At 73.3% G+C, this 20,980-nt stretch carries 14 protein-coding genes and 1 riboswitch; of the genes, 11 read left to right on the forward strand and 3 right to left on the reverse strand.

The annotated features are described in order from the left end of the window. Positions 1 to 128 precede the first annotated feature (128 nt). The 3 genes from J5Y05_RS23850 (at position 129) to mfd (ending at position 7,326) form a co-directional block, all read left to right on the forward strand. Entirely contained in the window at positions 129 to 917 is a 789-nt protein-coding gene (locus J5Y05_RS23850) for an ABC transporter ATP-binding protein (RefSeq protein WP_210875107.1), read from the forward strand. After that, a complete protein-coding gene (locus tag J5Y05_RS23855; RefSeq protein ID WP_210875108.1) occupies positions 914 to 3,478 on the forward strand; it encodes an ABC transporter permease in 2,565 nt (854 codons plus the stop codon). The genes J5Y05_RS23850 and J5Y05_RS23855 overlap by 4 nt, the downstream gene beginning before the upstream one ends. Before the next feature lie 314 nt (positions 3,479 to 3,792). Next, positions 3,793 to 7,326, forward strand: coding sequence for a transcription-repair coupling factor (gene mfd / locus J5Y05_RS23860; protein WP_210875109.1), 3,534 nt, complete (start codon positions 3,793 to 3,795; stop codon positions 7,324 to 7,326). Positions 7,327 to 7,490: 164 nt separating this feature from the next. Here the strand turns inward: mfd and J5Y05_RS23865 are convergent, their stop codons facing one another. Further along, on the reverse strand, positions 7,491 to 7,691 hold the full coding sequence (locus tag J5Y05_RS23865; RefSeq protein WP_210875110.1) for an antitoxin: 201 nt from the start codon (positions 7,689 to 7,691) through the stop codon (positions 7,491 to 7,493). 109 nt (positions 7,692 to 7,800) lie between these two features. On the opposite strand from J5Y05_RS23865, the gene J5Y05_RS23870 reads away from it, so the two are divergent. After that, a complete protein-coding gene (locus tag J5Y05_RS23870; protein ID WP_210875111.1) occupies positions 7,801 to 8,604 on the forward strand; it encodes an HNH endonuclease family protein in 804 nt (267 codons plus the stop codon). A 181-nt stretch (positions 8,605 to 8,785) separates the two neighbouring features. Here J5Y05_RS23870 and J5Y05_RS23875 read toward each other — a convergent pair whose 3' ends face one another. Beyond that, positions 8,786 to 9,604, reverse strand: coding sequence for a hypothetical protein (locus J5Y05_RS23875; RefSeq protein WP_210875112.1), 819 nt, complete (start codon positions 9,602 to 9,604; stop codon positions 8,786 to 8,788). Between the two features lie 234 nt (positions 9,605 to 9,838). Continuing rightward, positions 9,839 to 10,540 (reverse strand): Rv1352/Rv1906c domain-containing protein, encoded by a 702-nt coding sequence (locus J5Y05_RS23880; RefSeq protein WP_210875113.1) that lies wholly within the window; start codon positions 10,538 to 10,540, stop codon positions 9,839 to 9,841. 191 nt (positions 10,541 to 10,731) lie between these two features. Here J5Y05_RS23880 and J5Y05_RS23885 point away from each other — a divergent pair, with 191 nt between their 5' ends. From J5Y05_RS23885 to J5Y05_RS23915, 7 genes are all read left to right on the forward strand, one after another. Next, positions 10,732 to 13,383 (forward strand): HsdM family class I SAM-dependent methyltransferase, encoded by a 2,652-nt coding sequence (locus J5Y05_RS23885; protein ID WP_210875114.1) that lies wholly within the window; start codon positions 10,732 to 10,734, stop codon positions 13,381 to 13,383. A 198-nt stretch (positions 13,384 to 13,581) separates the two neighbouring features. Further along, a complete protein-coding gene (locus J5Y05_RS23890; protein ID WP_210875115.1) occupies positions 13,582 to 14,331 on the forward strand; it encodes a hypothetical protein in 750 nt (249 codons plus the stop codon). Positions 14,332 to 14,369: 38 nt separating this feature from the next. Continuing rightward, positions 14,370 to 15,860 carry a serine/threonine-protein kinase gene (locus J5Y05_RS23895; protein ID WP_281730815.1) on the forward strand — a complete coding sequence of 497 codons (1,491 nt, stop codon included), beginning with the start codon at positions 14,370 to 14,372 and terminating at the stop codon, positions 15,858 to 15,860. Positions 15,861 to 16,070: 210 nt separating this feature from the next. Beyond that, positions 16,071 to 16,703 (forward strand): SurA N-terminal domain-containing protein, encoded by a 633-nt coding sequence (locus tag J5Y05_RS23900; protein WP_210875117.1) that lies wholly within the window; start codon positions 16,071 to 16,073, stop codon positions 16,701 to 16,703. 79 nt (positions 16,704 to 16,782) lie between these two features. After that, positions 16,783 to 17,838, forward strand: a complete 1,056-nt coding sequence (locus J5Y05_RS23905) for a nucleoside triphosphate pyrophosphohydrolase (RefSeq protein ID WP_210875118.1) — start codon at positions 16,783 to 16,785, stop codon at positions 17,836 to 17,838. 320 nt (positions 17,839 to 18,158) lie between these two features. After that, the gene (locus J5Y05_RS23910) at positions 18,159 to 19,481 is read left to right on the forward strand and encodes a cytochrome P450 family protein (protein ID WP_210875119.1); all 1,323 of its coding nucleotides are present in this window, start codon (positions 18,159 to 18,161) and stop codon (positions 19,479 to 19,481) included. 158 nt (positions 19,482 to 19,639) lie between these two features. Then, positions 19,640 to 20,635 (forward strand): transglycosylase family protein, encoded by a 996-nt coding sequence (locus J5Y05_RS23915; protein ID WP_210875120.1) that lies wholly within the window; start codon positions 19,640 to 19,642, stop codon positions 20,633 to 20,635. Between the two features lie 176 nt (positions 20,636 to 20,811). Then, positions 20,812 to 20,979: riboswitch (cyclic di-AMP (ydaO/yuaA leader) on the forward strand. The last annotated feature ends 1 nt before the right edge of the window (position 20,980 follow it).

Genomic DNA, 20,980 nt, shown 5'->3' on the forward strand with positions numbered 1-20,980 from the left:
CCGCCACGGCGCGCACCCGGCGCGGGCCACCGGTCCGCGTCCGCCGTCCGTACGACGTCCACGACCGCACGCAGCACCCGCCGCCGGCACCCGGCGGCCCCATGGATGACCGACTTAGGAGACAAGAGATGACATCGGCCGTGACCATCCCCCGACACGGGAGCACCGAAGGGCGTACGGCCGTCGCCGCGCGGGCGCGTCAGGTCGTCAAGGCGTACGGGGCCGGGGAGACCCGGGTGCTGGCCCTGGACCACGTGGACGTGGACATAGCCCGCGGCCGGTTCACCGCGATCATGGGCCCCTCCGGGTCCGGCAAGTCCACCCTGATGCACTGCCTGGCCGGCCTCGACACCGTCACCAGCGGCACCATCCACCTGGACGAGACCGAGATCACCGGCCTCAAGGACAAGAAGCTCACCCAACTGCGCCGGGACCGGGTCGGCTTCATCTTCCAGGCGTTCAACCTGCTGCCCACCCTGAACGCCCTGGAGAACATCACGCTGCCCATGGACATCGCCGGCCGCAAGCCCGACCAGGCGTGGCTGGACCGGGTGGTGGAGACCGTCGGCCTCGCCGGTCGGCTCAAGCACCGGCCCACCCAGCTCTCCGGCGGACAGCAGCAGCGCGTCGCCGTGGCCCGCGCCCTCGCCGCCCGGCCCGAGATCATCTTTGGCGACGAGCCCACCGGCAACCTCGACTCCCGGGCCGGCGCCGAGGTGCTGGGCTTCCTGCGCCGCTCCGTCGACGAACTGGGCCAGACCATCGTCATGGTCACCCACGACCCGGTCGCCGCCAGCTACGCCGACCGCGTCCTCTACCTGGCCGACGGCCGGATCGTCGACGAGATGCTCCAGCCGACCGCCGACGCCGTCCTGGACCGCATGAAGGACTTCGACGCCCGGGGGCGCACGTCATGACCGTCCTCAAGACCTCGCTGCGCAACTTCCTCGCGCACAAGGGGCGGATGGCCCTCTCCGCGGTGGCCGTGCTGCTGTCGGTGGCCTTCGTCTGCGGCACCCTCGTGTTCACCGACACCATGAACACGACCTTCGACAAGCTCTTCGCCGCCACCTCGGCCGACGTGACCGTCCTGCCCAAGGACGCCAAGGCCGAGGAGAACGGCCAGAACGGGCTGCCCGAGACGCTGCCCGCCGCCACCCTGGACCGGGTCCGCTCGGCCGAGGGCGTCGCGGCGGCCGAGGGCGCCGTCTTCTCCATGAACGTCACCGTCGTCGACTCCCGCAACAAGAACGTCGGCGCCTCGGGCGGCGCCCCCACCATCGCCGGCAACTGGACGAGGACCGACCTCAAGTCCATGGAGATAACCTCCGGCCACGCGCCCGAGGGCGCCACCGAGGTGATGGTCGACGCCGACACCGCCGACAAGCACGGCCTCAAGCTCGGCGACACCCTGCGCACCATCGCCCAGACCGGCGACGTGACGGCCCGGATCGCCGGCATCGCCACCTTCAAGACCACCAACCCCGGCGCCGCCATCGTCTACTTCGACACCGCCACCGCCCAGCGTGCCCTGCTCGGCAGCACCGAGGCGTTCAGCCAGCTCAACATCACCGCCGCCGACGGCGTCTCCGACGAGCGGCTGAAGGAGAACGTCTCCCGCACCCTCGGCGCCGACTTCAAGATCCAGACGTCCGAGGAGAACGCCGACGAGAACCGGCAGGACATCGCCGAGTTCATGAACGTCATCAAGTACGCCATGCTCGGCTTCGCCGGGATCGCCTTCCTGGTCGGCATCTTCCTGATCGTCAACACCTTCTCGATGCTGGTCGCCCAGCGCACCCGCGAGATCGGCCTCATGCGGGCCATCGGCTCCTCCCGCCGGCAGGTCAACCGCTCGGTGCTGACCGAGGCGCTGCTGCTCGGCGTCGTCGGCTCCGTCCTCGGCGTCGCGGCCGGCGTCGGCATCGCCGTCGGCCTGATGAAGCTGATGTCCGCCGCGGGCATGAACCTCTCCACCGACGACCTGACCGTGAAGGCCACCACCCCCGTCGTCGGCCTGGCCCTCGGCATCGTCGTCACCGTCCTCGCCGCCTACCTGCCCGCCCGCCGCGCCGGGAAGATCTCCCCGATGGCCGCCCTGCGCGACGCCGGAACCCCGGCCGACGGCAAGGCCGGACTGGTGCGCGCACTGGTCGGCCTGCTCCTCACCGGCGCCGGGGCCGCCGCCCTGCTCGCCGCCGCCGCCGCCGACAAGGCGGGCGACGGAGCCTCGCTGCTCGGCCTCGGCGTGGTCCTCACCCTCGTCGGCTTCGTCGCGGTCGGCCCGCTGCTCGCCGGCGTCGTCGTCCGGGTGATCAGCGCCCTGCTGCTGCGCGCCTTCGGCCCCGTCGGCCGCCTCGCCGAGCGCAACGCGCTGCGCAACCCGCGCCGTACCGGTGCCACCGGCGCCGCCCTGATGATCGGCCTCGCCCTGGTCGCCTGCCTCTCGGTGGTCGGCTCCTCGATGGTCGCCTCGGCCACCGGCGAACTGGACAAGTCGGTCGGCGCGGACTTCATCGTCCAGGGCAACCAGCCGATCGTCCCGCAGGCCGAGAAGGCCATGCAGGACACCCCCGGCCTGGCCCACGTCACCCGCTACAAGGTCCTCGACGCCACGCTCACCTCGCCCGACGGCAAGACCGACGACACCGGCGTCACCGCCGCCGACCCCACCTACGCCGAGGACCTGCGCCGCCCAACCACCCAGGGCAGCCTGGCGGACGCCTACGCGCCGGACTCCATGTCGGTCGGCTCGAAGTACGCCGAGGAGCACGGCGTGCGGGTCGGCGACACCCTCACCGTCGCCTTCAAGGGCGGCGAGAGTGCCCGGCTCAAGGTCGCCGCCGTCACCGACGACGACACCGCCATCGACCAGGGCGCGCGCTACCTGAGCATGGACACCATGCTCAAGTACGTCCCGGCCGAGAAGATCCCGCCCAACGTGATCATGTTCGCCAAGGCCGAGGACGGCCGCCAGGGCGAGGCGTACACCGCGCTCAAGAAGTCCCTGGACCCGTACCCGCAGTACCAGGTCCTCGACCAGACCGACTTCAAGCAGGAACTGCGCGACCAGGTCGGCCAGCTCCTCAACATGGTCTACGGACTCCTCGCCCTGGCGATCATCGTCGCCGTGCTCGGCGTGGTGAACACCCTGGCCCTCTCCGTGGTCGAGCGGACCCGCGAGATCGGCCTGATGCGGGCGATCGGCCTCTCCCGCCGCCAGCTCCGCCGCATGATCCGCATGGAGTCCGTCGTCATCGCCCTCTTCGGCGCCCTGCTCGGCCTCGGCCTGGGCATGGGCTGGGGCATCACGGCGCAGCGGCTGCTCGCCCTGGAGGGCCTCAACACCCTCGACATCCCGTGGCCGACCATCCTCGGCGTCTTCGTCGGATCGGCCTTCGTCGGCCTCTTCGCCGCCCTGATCCCGGCCTTCCGGGCGGGCCGGATGAACGTCCTGAACGCCATCGCCACCGACTAGCCGGCCCGCGGGGGCACGGGCCCACGGGGGCACGGGGGAGGGGCCGGGCCCCGCGGACGAGGGGGACGTCCGCGGGGCCCGGCCTTTCGGGGGCTCCTCCCCCGGGCCGGTGTCCGCCCGCCCCGCCCCGCCCCGTGACCGGGCTCACCGCGACCCCCGTACCCCGTGCCGCGCCCGGCCGAGAGGCCCGGGTCCCGGGGCCGCCCCGGCCGTTATCCCGGGTGAACGGCCCACCGGGGTCGTACGCTGGACACCCCCGGCCCGCACCGCGTGTCGGGCCCGTCGTGTTGTCCACCCACGGAAGCGCCCCCTTCATGAGCCTGCACGGTCTGCTCGACGCCGTCGTCAAGGACCCCGCCCTCGCGGAAGCGATCGCGGCCGCCTCGGACGGCAACCGCATGCACGTCGACCTGGTCGGGCCCCCCGCGGCCCGCGCCTTCTCGGTCGCCGCGCTGGCCCGCGAGTCGGGCCGCCCCGTGCTCGCCGTGACGGCGACCGGCCGGGAGGCCGAGGACCTCGCCGCCGCCCTGCGCTCCCTGCTGCCGCCCGAGGGCGTCGTGGAGTACCCCTCCTGGGAGACCCTCCCGCACGAGCGCCTCAGCCCCCGCAGCGACACCGTCGGCCGCCGCCTCGCCGTCCTGCGCCGCCTCGCCCACCCCCGGACCGACGACCCCGAGACCGGCCCCGTCTCCGTCGTCGTCGCCCCCGTGCGCTCCGTACTCCAGCCGCAGGTCAAGGGCCTCGGCGACCTGGAACCGGTGGCGCTGCGGGCCGGAGTGAGCGCCGACCTCGGCGAGATCGTCGACGCCCTCGCCGCCGCCGCGTACTCCCGGGTGGAGCTGGTCGAGAAGCGCGGCGAGTTCGCCGTGCGCGGCGGCATCCTCGACGTGTTCCCGCCCACCGAGGAACACCCCCTGCGCATCGAGTTCTGGGGCGACGACGTCGAGGAGATCCGCTACTTCAAGGTCGCCGACCAGCGCTCCCTGGAGGTCGCCGACCAGGGGCTGTGGGCCCCGCCCTGCCGCGAGCTGCTGCTCACCGACGAGGTCCGCGAACGCGCCCGCGTCCTCGCCGAACGCCACCCCGAGCTGGGCGAACTCCTCGGCAAGATCGCCGAGGGCATCGCCGTCGAGGGCATGGAATCCCTCGCCCCGGTCCTCGTCGACGACATGGAGCTGCTGCTCGACGTGATGCCCAAGGGCTCGATGGCCGTCGTCTGCGACCCCGAGCGGGTCCGCACCCGCTCCGCCGACCTGGTGGCGACCTCGCAGGAGTTCCTCCAGGCGTCCTGGGCCGCCACCGCGGGCGGCGGCGAGGCCCCCATCGACGTCGGCGCCGCCTCCCTGTGGTCCCTCGCCGACGTCCGCGACCGGGCCCGCGAGCTGAACATGATGTGGTGGTCGTCGTCGCCCTTCGCCGCCGACGACGCGCTGGAGGAGGCCGACACCCTCAAGCTCGGCATGCACGCCCCCGACACCTACCGCGGCGACACCGCCAAGGCCCTCGCCGACACCAAGGGCTGGCTCGCCGACGGCTGGCGCGCGGTCTACGTCACCGAGGGCCACGGACCGGCCTCCCGCACCGTCGAGGTGCTGGGCGGCGAGGGCATCGCCGCCCGGCTGGAGGCCGACCTCACCACGCTGGGCCCCTCCGTCGTGCACGTCTCCTGCGGCTCCATCGAGCACGGCTTCGTCGACGCCGGGCTCCGGCTCGCCGTGCTCACCGAGACCGATCTGTCCGGGCAGCGCAGCGCCGGCCGCGACGGCGCCCGGATGCCCGCCCGGCGCCGCAAGACGATCGACCCGCTGACCCTGGAGTCCGGCGACTACATCGTCCACGAGCAGCACGGCGTCGGCCGCTACATCGAGATGGTGCAGCGCACCGTCCAGGGCGCCACCCGCGAGTACCTCGTCGTCGAGTACGCCCCCGCCAAGCGCGGACAGCCCGGCGACCGCCTCTACATCCCCACCGACCAACTGGAGCAGATCACCAAGTACGTCGGCGGCGAGGCGCCCACCCTGCACCGCCTCGGCGGCGCCGACTGGACCAAGACCAAGGCCCGCGCCAAGAAGGCGGTCAAGGAGATCGCCGCCGACCTGATCAAGCTCTACAGCGCCCGGATGGCCGCCCCCGGACACCCCTTCGGCGCGGACACCCCCTGGCAGCGCGAGCTGGAGGACGCCTTCCCCTACGCGGAGACCCCGGACCAGCTCACCACCATCGCCGAGGTCAAGGACGACATGGAGAAGACGGTCCCCATGGACCGCCTGATCTGCGGCGACGTCGGCTACGGCAAGACCGAGATCGCCGTGCGGGCCGCCTTCAAGGCCGTCCAGGACGGCAAGCAGGTCGCCGTCCTCGTCCCCACCACGCTCCTCGTGCAGCAGCACTTCGGGACGTTCAGCGAGCGTTACGCCCAGTTCCCGGTGAAGGTCAAGGCGCTCTCCCGCTTCCAGACCGACACCGAGGCCAAGGCCGTCCTGGAAGGGCTCCGCGAGGGCTCCGTGGACGTCGTCATCGGCACCCACCGCCTGTTCTCCTCCGAGACCAAGTTCAAGGACCTGGGCCTGGTCATCGTCGACGAGGAGCAGCGCTTCGGCGTCGAGCACAAGGAGCAGCTCAAGAAGCTCCGCGCCAACGTCGACGTCCTCACCATGTCCGCCACCCCCATCCCGCGCACCCTGGAGATGGCGGTCACCGGCATCCGCGAGATGTCCACCATCACCACCCCGCCCGAGGAACGGCACCCCGTGCTGACCTTCGTCGGCCCCTACGACCAGAAGCAGATCGGCGCCGCCGTCCGCCGCGAACTCCTGCGCGAGGGCCAGGTCTTCTACATCCACAACCGCGTCGAGTCCATCGACCGCGCGGCTGCCCGGCTCCGCGAGATCGTCCCCGAGGCCCGCATCGCCACCGCCCACGGCCAGATGTCGGAACAGAGCCTCGAACAGGTCGTCGTCGACTTCTGGGAGAAGAAGTACGACGTCCTCGTCTCGACCACCATCGTCGAGTCCGGCATCGACATCTCCAACGCCAACACCCTCATCGTCGAACGCGGCGACAACTTCGGCCTCAGCCAGCTCCACCAGTTGCGCGGCCGGGTCGGCCGGGGCCGCGAACGCGGCTACGCCTACTTCCTGTACCCGCCGGAGAAGCCGCTCACCGAGACCGCCCACGAACGGCTCGCCACCATCGCCCAGCACACCGAGATGGGCGCGGGCATGTACGTGGCCATGAAGGACCTGGAGATCCGCGGCGCCGGCAACCTGCTCGGCGGCGAGCAGTCCGGCCACATCGCGGGCGTCGGCTTCGACCTGTACGTACGCATGGTCGGCGAGGCGGTCGCCGACTACCGCGCCTCCCTGGAAGGCGGTGTCGAGGAGGAGCCGCCGCTCGAGGTGAAGATCGAACTGCCCGTCGACGCCCACGTCCCGCACGACTACGCCCCCGGCGAGCGGCTGCGCCTCCAGGCGTACCGCTCCATCGCCTCCGCCAACAGCGAGGAGGACGTCAAGGCCGTCCGCGAGGAACTCGCCGACCGCTACGGCCCGTTGCCCGAGCCGGTGGAGAACCTGCTGCTCGTCGCCGGGCTGCGCATGCTCGCACGGGCCTGCGGCGTCGGGGAGATCGTCCTCCAGGGCACCAACATCCGCTTCGCCCCGGTGGAGTTGAGGGAGTCGCAGGAGCTGCGGCTCAAGCGGCTCTACCCGGGCAGCGTCATCAAGCCCGCCGCCCACCAGATCCTCGTACCGCGCCCCAAGACCGCCAAGGTCGGCGGCAAGCCGCTGGTCGGCCGCCAACTGCTCGGCTGGGTCGGGGAGTTCCTGGCGTCCATCCTGGGGTCGTGACCCCGGCCCGAGAACGGCGGGGCGCCGGAAGGCCCGAGTGAGGCACGACAGCGAAGCCGTCCGCGGAGCTGACTCCGCGGACGGCTTCGCTGCCGGGGCCACCGGTACGGACCGGCGCCGCCCGGCCGGCGCGCGCCGTCAGGGACGCACTCGCCGGCCGGTGACTACCGGTCGTCCCGCGATCCTTCACCACCCCGCTCCCGACCCATGCCGAACCGCTCTTCGGCCTTCTGCTGCGCGGTGTCGACCTGGTCCTTGTACTTGCCGCCGGTCTTCTCGTTGACCCGCTTCTCGGCCGCGTCGGAGGCCCGCTTGGCCTTGTCCTTCGCCGCCTGGCTGCTCTTGAACCTGTCGAAGATGCCCATGCAGAAGCTCCTTCCGAACGTGACTCGCATTCGACGATACGCCCCACATGCGCGGTATGCCCGTTGAGGCCCCCTATGGTCTGGACCTCTCGCTGGATACGGTGTGTCCATGCAACATAGGGGAGGGACGCCCGCGAGGCGTCACAACAAGACGGCGGGAACGTTCCGCCGGGTCGGCGGAGCGGTGGCGGCGTGTCTGGCGCTGGCCCTGGTCACCGGATGCGAGGGCCTGGACGAGACCCCGTCCGCCGCGGGCGGCGGGGAGGCGGCGGCCGACGGACGGTCCGTCAGCCCCCTGGACAACCCCGACGGGACGAAACCCGGCCTCGCGCCGGTCACCGGCGAGGCGGACCAGGCCAAGGCCCGCGAGATCATCGAGCAGGTCAAGACCAAGGGCCGCGGCCCCAAGACCGGGTACGCCCGCGACGAGTTCGGCTACGCCTGGATGGACACCGCCGACGGCGTGCCACTCGCCCGCAACGGCTGCGACACCCGCAACGACCTGCTCCAGCGCGACGGCCAGGACCTGCGCTTCCGCGAGGGCTCCGACTGCGTGGTCATCTCCATGACCATCGACGACCCGTACACCGGGACGACCATCGACTGGCGCAAGGAGAAGGCGAGCGAGGTCCAGATCGACCACGTCGTCCCGCTCTCCTACAGTTGGCAGATGGGCGCCAAGCAATGGCCCGTCAGCAAGCGCAAGCAGCTCGCCAACGACGTCCTCAACCTCATACCGGTCGAGGGCCGCGCCAACTCCGCCAAGGGCGACTCCGGCCCCGCCACCTGGCTGCCGCCCAACAAGAGCGTCCGCTGCGCCTACGCGGTCCGCTTCGCCCAGGTCGCCGTCAAGTACGAGATGCCCGTGACCGCCCCCGACCGGGACGAGATGCTGCGCCAGTGCGGCGGCTGACGGGCCGTACACCGGCCGGCGACGGCTAGGGCTGCGAGTGCGACTGCGGTGACGGCGTCGGCTGTGGCATCGGCCGTGGCTGCGGCGACGGCTGCGGCTGTGGCTGTGGCGCACCCCCGGGCGATGTGCCGGGGGTGCGCCCTGCGCCCGCTCTTCTCGCGGGGCGGTGCCGCGTACGGGGTCAGCCGTCCAGCGCGTCGAGGTCGATGACCTTGCCGGTCGGCGCCTCGGCGGACACCGGTTCGTCGTACGCGCTGAAGGTGAGCGTGCCGGGCTCCTTCGCGGACTCGCTGTCCAGGCGCAGTACGTAGGGCTTGCCCTCGGCGGCGACGTACACCGTGTGGCGGTCCGCGCCGTCCTTCTCGTGCAGGACGACCGCCTGCCTGCCGTCGACGTCGGCGGACTCGCCCCGCGTCAGGCCGGTACCGGCCGGCTCTGCCTCGCCCAGCACCGCGTCCAGATCGCACAGGCCCCCGGCGTCCTTGGCGTCCTCGCCCGCGGCGGACGTCTTGGTCCACTGGTCGGCGAGGAGCGCCACGGCCGCGTCGACGTCCGCCGCGGGTTCCCCCTCGCTCTGCGCCCGCAGGAACCGCTCGTCGTACTTCATGTACAGCGTGTCGCCGGTCCGGATCAGCTCCGTCTTCCCCTCGCCGTCCAGGCTCATCGTGCCCGCGCACCGGCCGTCCCGGTCCACCGCCATGTCGATCCGGATGGTGCCGCCGGTCTCCTCGTCGGGGACGTCGCCCCTCATGCGCAGCGAACCGGCCTCCCTGGTCGCCTTGAACGCCCGGTCGGCGATCTCCGCGGCCGACAGCCCGTCGAACGGGTCCGCCACCCGCGTCGCACCGGACTTCTCGGATGTCTCGGACTTCTCGGACTGTGCGGACTTGCCGCTGCCGGAGGGGGAGGCGGAGGCGGAGGCGGGGTCGGACTGGCAGCCGGCGACGGTGAGGGCGGCGGTGGCGGCGAGACAGAGGACGACGAGCGGGGTGCGCCGCATGCGGGCTCCTTGGTGGGTGGGGTGGAGTGGGGCGAGGTTGGCCGGGTGAGGCGGGGCGGGGCGCGGGTGCGCGCCGGGCAGGGCGAGGTGTCCCAGGGCCGGGGTGCCGGGGCGCTGGGGCCGGGGTGTTGGCGAGGCGGGGGCGCCGGGCGGGGCGGGCTGCCGGGCGGGGCCGGGTTTCCGGGCGGCGCTCGGCGCGTCGCGGGGCTCGGTCGGTGGCGTGAGGCCGGCCGGTCAGCCGGTCTTCTTCCAGTCCTCGCAGCCGGTGGTCTTGAAGTAGCCGTCCGAGGCGCTGATCGTCACGACCGCGGAGCCGGAGACGTTGTTGTTGGCGATGATCGAGTCGAGCGAGTGGCCGGCGTCCTTGGCCCGCTCCCAGTAGCAGCCCATGTCGCTGTTGCCCGTGGACTTGTAGGTGCCGGGGGCGATGTCGGTGCCGACCGCGAACATGCCGCCGTCCCCGGCCATCGACGAGGCGGGCGAACCCTTGGCGCCGGGGTCGACGACCTCCCAGTCCTCGCAGCCGTTGGACTTGAAGATCTTGTCGGTGGCCTTGATGGTCACGTAGGTGGTGCCGGTGACGTTGTCGTTGGCGAGGAGGGAGTCCAGCTCGCCCGAGGCGTCCTTGGCGCGCTCCCAGTAACACATGCCGTCGTTGCCGGAGCTGCGGTAGGTGCCGGGCTTGACGTCCGAGCCCACCTCGAAGTCGCCGCTTCCCTTGATGTCCGCCTTCTTCTTCGCCGGCCTCGACTCGTCCGCCGCCCCCTTGCCCTTGTCGTCGCCGGACCCCCGGCCCGCGGAAGCGGACGCGGACGCCGAGGAGTCCTTGCCGCTCGTGTTCTTGTCGTCGTCGCCGCCTCCGGCGTTGGCCGAGATGGCGCCGATGACGACGATCCCCACGACGGCCCCCAGCGCGATCTTGCCCTTCGTGCCCATGACGGGTGTCCCCTCCCAACGCGGCAACCGTCATCGGTCGACGGCTGCTCGTTCGCGGGGTCAATAAGATCAGAGCCTGTGAACCGAGTCAACCACGTTCACACGGTGCGAGCAGTACACGCCGTGAAGTCTTCGAACGCGCGTCCATCGGTATGCTCGGCGTCACACATGGAACGAGGGGAGCCGGCCGGGTGCAGGACAACGCGACAGAGGTGACCGCCGCCGGGATCGCGCGGCTCGCCGGTGTGGGCCGTGCCGCCGTGAGCAACTGGCGACGCCGGCACGACGACTTCCCCAAACCCGTCGGCGGCACCGAGACCAGCCCCTCCTTCGCCCTGGCGGAGGTGGAGGGCTGGCTGCGCCGACACGGCAAACTCGCCGAGGTACCGCTCCGCGAGCGGGTCTGGCAGCAACTCGTCGGCCACCCCGAGGGGCCGGTCACCGCGCTGGCCCACGCCGGCTGTGCCCTGCTGCTGATCCACGACCGGCCCGCGGTGTGGCCGGAGCTGGCCGCCGGGTCCGACGAACGGCTCGCCGCGATGCTGCCGGAGGCGCTGGACGAGGTGCTGGTGCCGCGCTTCGGCCTGGCGCGGGGAGGCCGAGGCGGTCAGGGGGGCCACGGGAGCCGGGGCGGCCGGTCGGGGGGAGCTGTTCACACGCGGGGCGGCGCGAGCGGGGATACGGGTGTGAACTCCGGTGTCGCTGTGAACCCCGACGCTGCTGTGAACTCGGGTGGCGGCGTGAACGGGGTATCCGGCGGGAGTACCGCTACGGGTGTTCACACGAACGGGTCGGTTCACGGCCTAACGGTGACGCCGGCGGCGGACTCCCCGACCGGGGTTCACAGTGACACGCCGGTTCACAGCGGCGGGCCGGTTCACAGTGATGCACCGGTTCGCGGCGGAACCCCGGTTCACAGTGACACATCAGTTCACACCTCGCCGCCCGGCCAGGCGGCACCCCCTGTGAACACCCCCTCACCGGTTCACACCCCACAAACCCCACCCACCCCACAGCCCTCATCCACCCCACAGCCCTCACCCGCCCCACCCGCCTCATCCGCCATCCGTACCCCCACCGCCCCCTCCCTCCTCGCCTCCGTCCCCCTCCTGCGTGGCGTCGCCGAACTCGCCGCCGAGCTGGGCCCCCGGCAGACCTTCGAGTTCCTGCTCGGCCGGCACCTGGACGCCAACCCGCGCCAGTACACGCTCACCCCCACCGACCTCGCGGACCTCATGGCCGACCTGGCCGACTTGGCAGACCTCGCCGGCCCCGCCGCCCCCGCCGCCCTCACCGCCCCCGCCCGCCCCGCCCGCACCGTCCTCGACCCCGCCTGCGGCACCGGCGCCCTGCTCCGCGCCGCCGTCCGCCGCACCGACCGCCCCGAGCACACCGGCCGCCCCGAGCGCACCGACCGCTCCAGCCGCACCCCCCACCCCGACCACCCCCACCACCCCCACCACCCCCGCACCCCCCACCAGGCGCTCTACGCCCAGGACGCCGCCGCCGACCTCGCCGCGCTCACCGGGCTCCGCCTCGCCCTGCACACCCGGGCCACCGTGCGCGGCGCCGCCGCCGACACCCTGCGCGCGGACGCCTTCCCCGAGCTGCGCGCCGACGTCGTCCTGTGCCACCCGCCGTTCAACGAGCGCAACTGGGGCCACGAGGAACTGGCCTACGACCCCCGCTGGGAGTACGGCTTCCCGGCCCGCACCGAATCGGAGCTGGCCTGGGTGCAGCACGCCCTCGCCCGGCTGCGCGACGGCGGCACGGCCGTCCTGCTCATGCCGCCCGCCGCCGCCTCCCGCCGTTCCGGACGCCGGGTCCGCGCCGACCTGCTGCGCCGGGGCGCGCTGCGGGCCGTGGTCGCGCTGCCGGTCGGCGCGGCACCGCCGTACAACATCCCGCTGCACCTGTGGGTGCTGCGCCGGCCCGAGAGGGCGCCCGCGCAGCCGGAGGTGCTCCTCGCCGACGTGGGGCGCTTCGGCGCCGAGGGGCGCGGTGGGCCGGACTGGCGGGCCGTGCGGGAGGCGGTGCTCGACGCCTGGCGGGCCTTCGACGCGGAGGGCCGGCTGGAGGAGCGGCCGGGCCTCGCCCGTTCGCTGCCCGTCATCGAACTCCTCGACGACGACGTCGACCTCGCCCCCGCCCGCCACCTCCCCCCGCCCACCGCGGCCGACGGAGCCGACGAACTCGGCGACGTCCGTGCCCGCCTCGGCGAGACCCTGAGCCTGGCCGCCGGCCTCGCCCCGGAGGCCGCCGAGGCCACCCGGTCCGCCCCGCGCTGGACGCTGACCACCGTCGGTGAACTCGCCCGGGGCGGCGCCCTGGTGATGCGTACCGGCGGAAACGGCGGCCCCGCGCGCGTGCCGGTCCTCACCGACCACGACGTGCTGACCGGAAACAGGCCGTCCGGCACGCTTCCGGAGAGCGACGAGGAACCGGTGCTGACCGAAGCCGGGGACGTCGTCCTGCCCGTCCTCGGCGGCGGCTCGGTCGCGCGCGTCATCGACGACACGACCGCCGGCGCCGCCCTCGGGCGCAACCTCGTCCTGCTGCGCCCCGACCCGGCGGCCCTGGACCCGTGGTTCCTCGCGGGCTTCCTGCGCGGCTCCGCCAACAACCGCCAGGCCAGCAGCTACGCGTCCACCGCCACCCGTCTCGACGTGCGGCGCCTGCACCTTCCCCGGCTCACGCTCGACGCGCAGCGGCCCTACGGGGCGCGCTTCAGGGCGCTCGACGAGTTCGAGCGCACGCTGCGGCTCTCGGGCCGGCTCGGGGAGCGGCTCGTGCGCGGGACGTACGACGGCCTGACGGACGGGACGGTGTCGCCCGGCGGCTGAGAACCTCCGTTCCCGGCCGGCCCGCCGCCCCGTCAGGACCCGGCCGGGCCCCGCGCGGTGACCGGGACGTGATCGGTACGGCAACGGTTCGGCACATCCCGGGACCGCCGGCCGGTGACGGCGGATACGCTCGGACGTACCCGGCGGATGATTCGTCCGTCCGTTCGGCCCATCGGCGACACCGGTCCAGGAGCAGTCATGTACGGCAACAGCGCGGGACCGCCCTCCTCCGGGAGGGCCACCGTCATCACCCTGCGCGTGTTGTTCGCCATGATCGGTTTCCTCTCCTGCGGGCTCCTCGCCAGCCTGCCGCTGTTCCGGCTCGCCTTCGTGCGCGGCCGGGCGGTCGACTGGGTGCTGGCCTGGATCGCGCTCCCGGTGTCCTTCGGATGCCTGTTCGTGCTCGGTTTGCTGCGGGAGGACAACCCGGCCACCGACGTCGCCGTCATGATCATGCTGCTGACCGGTGCGGCGTCGAGCGTCTACTTCCTGGTGGGCGACATACGGGTGCACTCCGAGCCGTGGAAGTACGCCGGGTACACACCGCCGGGTCCCGCGAACGCCGCCCCGTACTACGGGCAGACGCACGTGAGAGGCGGCCACCCGGGCCAGGTCGCAGGACCCGTGCCCGGACCGGCGCAAGGCCCGGTGCAAGGACCGGTGCCCGGCCCGCCGGCCGGACCGTACGGGCCCACGCCCACGCCCCCGCCGGGGCGGCAGGCCCCTCCCGGCCCGCAGCAGTCCCCCTACGGCGACGTGCGGCAGCCGCCGTACGTCCCGCTCCAGCCGTCGCCGCCGGTCGTGCCCCAGGCCCCTGCCGGGCCGGCGGGCCCGGTGCCGCCCGGCCCCGCCCGCATCGACCAGGTGCGCGCCGAACTCGACGAGCTGAGCGACTACCTGCGCCGGCACGACGGCAACCACGACGGCGACCACGAGGGCGGAAGGTGACCGTGACGGCGGGACGTGTCGTCGCCGGCCGCTACGAACTGTCCACGCTCATCGGACAGGGCGGCATGGGCCAGGTGTGGGCCGCCTACGACCGCCGGCTCGACCGGCGCGTGGCGGTGAAGCTGCTCCGCCCCGACAAGGTGGCCGGCCAGGAGGCCGAGGAACTGCGCCGCCGCTTCCTGCGCGAGTGCCGGGTGACGGCCCAGGTCGACCACCCCGGGCTGGTCACCGTGCACGACGCGGGCAGCGAGGGCGAGGAACTCTTCCTCGTCATGCAGTACGTCGACGGCGCCGACCTCTCCGACCACCTCGCCGAGCACGACCCGTACCCGTGGCAGTGGGCGGTGGCGGTCGCGGCCCAGCTCTGCGCCGTGCTGAGCGCCGTGCACGCCGTGCCGATCGTCCACCGCGACCTCAAGCCGCGCAACGTGATGGTGAAGCAGGACGGCAGCGTCACCGTCCTCGACCTCGGGGTCGCCTCCGTGATGGACGCGGACACCACCCGCCTCACCCACACCGGCACGCCCATCGGCTCGCCCGCCTACATGGCGCCGGAGCAGGCGATGGGCGGCGCCGTCGGCCCGTACACCGACCTGTACGCGCTCGGCGTGCTGCTGCACGAACTGCTCAGCGGCAACGTGCCGTTCGCCGGTTCGACGGCCCTCGGCGTGCTCCACCGGCACCTGTACGAACCGCCGCTTCCGGTGCGCCGCCTGCGCCCCGAGGTGCCCGAGGCGCTGGAGGCCCTGGTCCTGCGCCTGCTCGCCAAGGACCCGCAGCACCGCCCCGCCTCCGCCCAGGAGGTCTACGAGGTCCTGGCGCTGCTCCTGCCCTCGCGGGGCGTGCCCACCGGCGGCCCGCTCGACCCCACCCGCCCCTTCGTGCGCCCGCACGCCCCCTGGCCCGACCGGGCGCGCACCCCCGCGCCCCGGCCCGCCCCGGTCACGCCCTCCACCGAGGCCCGGAAGACGGACGTGGCCCACGCCGTCGACGAGGTCAAGCGGCTGCTCGGCGAGGGCCGCATCACCCAGGCCGTCGACATCCTCGGCGCGATCCTGCCCACCGCCGCCGAGGAGCACGGCGAGAACTCCCCGGTGGTACGCACCCTGCGCCGGCAGTACGCGGCCACGCTGCTGGACGACGGCCAGTACCGGCGCGCGCTGCCCGAACTGCGCCGGCTCGCCGACGAACGCGCCGCCGAGGTCGGCAGCGCGGACCCGCAGTCGCTGCGCCACCGCTACGAGGCCGCCCAGTGCCTGGAGCAGCTCGGCGACCCGGCGGCGGCCCTCGCCGAGTACCGGGCGCTGCTGCCGTACTACGAGAACCAGTACGTGGCCGGCGACCCGGACCTCGCCCACGACGTCCGCCGCCGGATCGGCCACCTCCTGCTGGCCCTCGGCGACCGCCCCGCCGCCCACGACACGCTGGCCCGGCTCCTGCACGACGTGGAGCGCCTCCACGGCCCCGGGCACCCGCTCGCCGCGGAGGTGCGGCGCACGCTCCAGTGGCTCGGCCAGGTGCGCGGCTGACCGCTGCGCGGCCCAGGCGGGGGCCGCGGCGGAGCGTGGCGGTGCCCGAAGCGCCGGTGAATCGTTGGTCGAATGGGTTGGCCAGAGCTGGGCCACTGCCTACCATCGATCTTCACAAGGACCACGTGCGACCGCCCGGCCCCCGACCGTCACACCGGCCGGGACGCCGGAGGCCGCACCCGTCTGCCGCGCTCATCACGGGAGGTCTCCTTGCACCGCCGTCGTCGTACCGCGCTCCTCCTCACCGCCGCCCTCGTCGCCGCGGCCCCCTTGCTCTCCGCCTGCGGCAGCGACGCGCACCCCGGTGCGGCGGCCGTCGTGGGCGACCAGCGGATCACGGTCTCCCAGTTGGAGGGCCGGGTCGGCGAGGTGCGGGAGGCGCAGCGGGCCGCCGTCCCGGACGACGAGCAGTACCAGCAGGTCGTGGCGCGGACCGGGTCCCTCACCCGCGACACGCTGCACAGCATGGTCCTGGACCGGGTGCTGCACCGGGCCGCCGAGGACGCGGGCGTGAGCGTGTCCCGCAAGGAGGTCCAGCACATGCGGACCGGCTTGGAGCAGCAGGCGGGCGGCGCGCGGGAGCTGGAGACCGTCTGGCTCCAGCAGTACGGCGTGCCCCCGGTCCGCCTCGAAGAGAACCTGCGGCTCCAGTTGGAGGCGCAGAAGCTCGCCGAGCACCTCGGCACCGACACCAGTCGCCCGGAGTTCTGGAAGGCCCTCTCCGCGGCGTCCGAGAAGCTCGACGTGGACCTCAACCCGCGCTACGGCTCCTGGGACGTCCAGAAGAGCAGCCGCGTCGACTCCGGCACCCCCTGGCTCCGCGACGTCTCCGAGCAGACCTGACCGGCGTCCGGCCGGCCCCTGTGGACAACCACCTGTGGACAACTCGGGGCCGGCCGGCGCCGTGCGTTACGTTCGGAGGGTGAACGCACTCAGCCCCGACTCCGCCGCCGACCCGGGCCGGATCGTCCTGCTCACCACCAGCCACCGCGTCGCCCCCGGACTGCTGTCCTGGCCGGCCTGGCAGGCGCTGCGCGCCGCGGACCGCGTGCTGTGCGCCGACGGGACGCATCCGCAGCTCCCGTACCTCCGCGAGGCGGGGATACGCGTCGACGAGGCGTCCCCGGCCGCCGAGGACCTGGTCGGGGCGTGCGCCGGCGGGCACACCGTGGTCGTCGTGGCGACCGGCGAGGGCGAACCGGCCCTCACGGACGGGCTGGCCCGCCTCGCCGGTTCCGGCCGGGTGGCCATGCCCGAGCTGGAGCTGCTCCCCGCCTCCTACGACCTGCCGGGCGCCCGCCTGCTGGACCTGGTCCAGGTGATGGACCGCATCCGCGCCGCATGCCCCTGGTCCTCCCGCCAGACCCACGAGGACCTGGTGAAGTACGGCATCGAGGAGGCGTACGAGCTGGTCGAGGCGATCGAGGACGGCGACCGGGAGGAGCTGCGCGAGGAGCTGGGGGACGTCCTGCTCCAGGTCGTCTTCCACGCCCGGATCGCCGAGGACCACCCCGAGGCGCCGTTCTCGGTGGACGACGTGGCCGCCACCCTCGTCGCCAAGCTGGTCCACCGTCACCCGCACGTCTTCGGCGACGCCACCGTGGAGACCCCCGAGGAGGTCCGGGCGCAGTGGCTGCGGACCAAGGCGGTCGAGAAGCGGCGCACCTCGGTCACCGAGGGCATCCCGCTCGGCCAGCCCGCTCTGGCCCTCGCCGCGAAGCTGGCCTTCCGGGTCCGTACGGCCGGCCTCGACGTGCCGTTGCCCCGGGGCGAGGGCGTGGGGTACGAGCTGCTGGCGCTGGCCGCCCGCGCCGAGGCGGAGGGCACCGACCCGGAGACGGCGCTGCGCGCGGCGGCACGGGCCTACCGGGACGCCATCAGAGCGGCCGAGGACGCCGCCCGGACCGAGAACACGGGACCGGCCGAGGACACCGGACCGGCCGAGGACGCCGGACCGGCCGACGGCACGGACACCTGACCCCACCGCGCCCCCACCTGCCCCGGCCCGCTCCCGCCCCCGCCCGCGTACGCACCCCGCCCCACCCCCGCCCGCGCACGCACCGGCGCACGAGCACGGCTGCCCCGTAGCGCGTGAACGGCACCCTGAGTGAACCCGCGTGCGGAACCCGTATATATAGGGAGCACCGCCCCGGCCCCGCCCACAGCCGCCCGAGGCTCCTGCCTCACAGCCCGCCCGAAGGCCCCCTGCCTCACCGACCGCCGGAGGCCCCCGCCTCACCGACCGCCCCCGCCGGACGGCGCCCCGACCGCCCCCGCCGTGACCGATACGGTCGGGGGGTGACCGACCAGCCCGTGCCCGACCGTCCGTTGCCCGACCGTCCCGCCCTCGACCGCCCCGCCCCCGAGCTTTTCACCTGGGAGTTCGCGAGCGACCCGTACCCCGCATACGCCTGGCTGCGCGAGCACGCGCCCGTGCACCGCACCACCCTGCCCAGCGGGGTGGAGGCATGGCTGGTCACCCGGTACGCCGACGCCCGGCAGGCCCTCGCCGACCAGCGGCTGTCGAAGAACCCGGCGCACCACGACGAGCCGGCGCACGCCCGGGGCAAGACCGGCATCCCGGGGGAGCGCAAGGCCGAACTGATGACGCATCTGCTCAACATCGACCCGCCGGACCACACCCGGCTGCGCCGGCTGGTCAGCAAGGCGTTCACACCCCGCCGGGTCGCCGAGTTCGCGCCGCGCGTGCAGGAGCTGGCGGACGGCCTCATCGACCGCTTCGCCGGCACCGGTTCCGCCGACCTGATCCACGAGTTCGCCTTCCCGCTGCCCATCTACGCCATCTGCGACCTGCTCGGCGTCCCCCGCGAGGACCAGGACGACTTCCGCGACTGGGCGGGCATGATGATCCGCCACGGCGGCGGCCCGAGGGGCGGGGTGGCGCGGTCGGTCAAGAAGATGCGCGGCTACCTCGCCGACCTGATCCACCGCAAGCGGGCCGCGCTGCCGCCCGAACCGGGCCCCGGCGAGGACCTCATCTCCGGCCTCATCCGCGCCTCGGACCACGGGGAGCACCTCACCGAGAACGAGGCGGCGGCGATGGCGTTCATCCTGCTCTTCGCCGGTTTCGAGACCACCGTCAACCTCATCGGCAACGGCACCTACGCCCTGCTCACCCACCCCCGGCAGCGCGCCCTCCTCCAGGACTCCCTCGCCGCGGGCGAGCACGGGCTGCTGGAGACCGGCGTCGAGGAACTGCTGCGCTACGACGGCCCGGTGGAACTGGCCACCTGGCGCTTCGCCACCCGCCCGCTGACCGTCGGCGGGCAGGACATCGCGGCCGGGGACCCCGTCCTCGTGGTGCTGGCCGCCGCCGACCGGGACCCGGAGCGGTTCCCCGGCCCGGACACCCTGGACCTCGCCCGCCGCGACAACCAGCACCTCGGCTACGGCCACGGCATCCACTACTGCCTCGGCGCCCCCCTCGCCCGGCTGGAGGGGCAGACCGCGCTCGCCACGCTGCTGACCCGGTTGCCGGATCTCGGCCTCGCGGCGGACCCCGCCGAACTACGCTGGCGCGGTGGGCTCATCATGCGGGGACTGCGGACGCTGCCGGTGTCCTTCACCCCGATTCCGTCAGGAGCCGTCAACGGTCCGTGACAAGAGCGAAGATGACACTTCCTCAACTTTGTGATCGTCATGTGATCTGCGCGGCATGAACTTGTGACAAGTGATCGTCTGCCTATACGTTCACGGATCAACGTGGTGCCCCGCATCAAGCGTCACGTGCTCATCGCTGCCTCGCGAAAGGTTGTCGCATGCTCTCCGGGAACGGTCGTCACCGTCGCCCCCGCCAGGCTCCCGCCCTGGTCGTCGCCGCCGGAGTGACCGGCTCCGCCATCGCGATCCCGCTTCTCGGCGCCACCGGCGCCCACGCGGCGGACGCGGTGAGCTGGGATCGGGTCGCCGAGTGCGAGACCGGCGGCGCGTGGAGCCAGAACAGTGGAAACGGCTACTACGGCGGTCTGCAACTGTCGCAGGCGGACTGGGAACGCTTCGGCGGTCTCGACTACGCGCCCAGCCCTGACCAGGCCAGCCGCTCGCAGCAGATAAGAGTGGCCGAGCAGGTGCTCGGGGAGCAGGGCGTCGCCGCCTGGCCGACCTGCGGGCCGCTCGCCGGGCTCGGCAGCGGTTCGGCGTCGATCGGCGTGGACGCGGGCACCGCGGGCGGCGTCGCCTCGGCGACCCCGCAGGCGCCCGGTTCGTCCGGCTTGGCCGGTCTGGGTCCGTCGACGTCCGGATCGTCCCCCTCGGCCTCCCCCTCGCCGTCCGCTGACGCCTCCTCGGGCGCGTCGGGCGAATCGTCCGGTTACGGCGACTCCTCCGGTTCGGGTGCCGGCGGGAACGGTCAGGGGCAGAGTGGGGGCAACTCCTCCGCCGATGGGGCGAAGGGTGGCGAATCGGGCAACTCGGACCAGGGGGCCGGTTCTTCGGGCCTCGCCGAGACCGGCGACGACGGCTCGGGCCGCCACCGCGGCGACAGCGCCGAGGAGGGCGCCGCCGAGGGCCGCGGGGCCGACCGGTCCGGCCGCCACGCCTCGCGCGGCGACGGCGGTGCCAGGGACCTCCCGGACGGCTCGTACACGGTCCGCGCCGGGGACAACCTCTGGGGCATCGCCGACTCCCTTGACGTCGACGGCGGATGGCCCGCGCTCTACGCCGGCAACAAGGACGTCGTCGGAATCGATCCTGACCACATCGTGCCCGGTCAGACGCTTGAGATTCCGGGCGAATCGGTCGATAACCAGGGGTAGTTACCGTCACGGTTCAGGCCATATGCCCGGTTTAAACTCCGTGAGAGATAGGTCTCAGAAGCCCTGATCGTCTTTGTCTTTCCCCCGACGGCGTGGCTACGGTCATGACCGCTCGCCACCGCGGGCCCCGACCGCCGCAACGCCGAATCCTGCCAGCGGCGGTCCGGGAACAGTCGTCGCGTCAAGCGCCGCAGGCAGGAGCGGGGGACCCAAGGTAAGTGCCGCACCGGGCAGTTGGCCGGAGCGGCTTGGGGTGAAGCCGCGTCCCGCGAGGGACGCGGCCGGGCAACTCTCAACCGGCCCGAACCCGACAGCTCACCTCGCAGGCGTCGGTGAGGGGATTCC

The organism is Streptomyces tagetis (genome assembly GCF_018069565.1).
GTDB lineage: Bacteria > Actinomycetota > Actinomycetes > Streptomycetales > Streptomycetaceae > Streptomyces > Streptomyces tagetis.